A 1404-nucleotide genomic window follows, 5' to 3' on the forward strand; every position below is an offset into this window, starting at 1 on the left:
AACAGAGGGCAGACCTAGAAGCAAACTTCTTCGTCGCCAGCGGCGCACCGCCCTCGTTCGTGGGCCGTATATAGTCGCCGCCCGACCGAACTGTCAACAGCCTAGATCGCTCTTTTTTCGATTTCTCGTGGAGATATCCAAGAAGGCAAAATTCGTGAGCTGGCTTGGTTGAATTTTGGCCGGCGCTTCCGTTGCGGCGATACCCGTCACAACCGCTTCGCCGGGTGAATGCGGTCGCCCTAAAGCAGCCACCAGCACTTAGCCGAATGTCGATCGTCGCGGCCCTTTGGCCCGCGGTTCAGAGCCGTCCTTCCAGCGACTCGGGCGTGATATTCCGGCCCGCGTAGAAGATGCCAGGATCAGCACGAACTCGCCGTCGAAAGCGAAAACGATACTGACCGCGCGACGATACCCAATGATCCGCAGTCCCGGCATGATCTCCACCCGCTCGGTGCCGCGCTATGGAGATGTCGACAAGCCCAGACAGAGATCGCCGATGCCTACAACAAAATTCCAGGCAACCGCCGGCGATGCACGCTCGGCTATATCGTCATAGAGTTGCTCGAGCTCGGCTTCCACTTTCGTGTGGAAGACAATCCGGCACTCCATCTCCTACTTGGCTTTCGCCTGCCGTGCGCGATGACGGAGCTCCAGCCGGGAAAACACCGTTTCGGCGGGAATAGCTTTTGCCGGATCCTGCTGGAGCTCGGCCACGCGCGACGGGATCTCCTCACGCAGCCACTTCTCACGCTCTGCCTCAAAATCCTCCAGCATGCGCAGACCAGCGCGGACAACCTCGCTGGCATTGTTGTACCGGCCCGATTCGAGCTGCTTTCTGATGAAGCGCTCATAGTGCTCGTTCAAAGCGAAGTTGGGCATGGAGGCCTCCTCCGGAAAATATGGGGCCGGGCAGCGGACATAGCAATAGATAGCAACAATTAGCATTTGGCCGGCCCGGTTCCAATTCACCCGTTGCGATTCGGTGAAAGATCCGAATCGGCAGATCAAAATTATCGGGTCGAGACGCCGGCGCCTGATCGAGGATCGCCAGGCGGCCGATTCCATGACCTCTGCGCCATTTCGAGGCAGCTGAGACGCGGAAGCCGGCTGAGTTTAAAACTCAACCGGCTAATATTATTTCGCGCTTGATTGCACGCCGGCCTCCTGAGTGCGCTGCCGCGCTCACTTTGACGTCCTCGTCGGCCGCGGTTCATGATTCCAGCTAGCGAGCAGCGCCATGACGAGCGCGCCGATGCGGGTCGATGTGGGTTGAATGATTCGGCCAGGTGAGGCCTTGCCCTTCGGGTCCGTTCTGCGATCATAAACGCAAAACGGCCCGCGTGGATGCGGGCCGTTTTTGGATTTGGTTGCGGGGACAGGATTTGAACCTGTGACCTTCAGGTT

Annotated in this window: 2 protein-coding genes; both read right to left on the bottom strand. The window is 58.7% G+C overall.

Annotation, left to right across the window (positions count from 1 at the left end; all coding sequences use genetic code 11):
- Positions 1-612 precede the first annotated feature (612 nt).
- Positions 613-879, bottom strand: coding sequence for a type II toxin-antitoxin system ParD family antitoxin (locus FJW05_RS27315; RefSeq protein ID WP_140637174.1), 267 nt, complete (start codon positions 877-879; stop codon positions 613-615).
- Positions 880-1182: 303 nt separating this feature from the next.
- The coding region (locus tag FJW05_RS27620) for a hypothetical protein (RefSeq protein ID WP_210239115.1) at positions 1183-1404 on the bottom strand (222 nt) is incomplete at its 5' end.

Origin of the sequence: Mesorhizobium sp. B2-9-1, assembly GCF_006439455.1 — a bacterium.
Classification (GTDB): Bacteria; Pseudomonadota; Alphaproteobacteria; order Rhizobiales; family Rhizobiaceae; genus Mesorhizobium.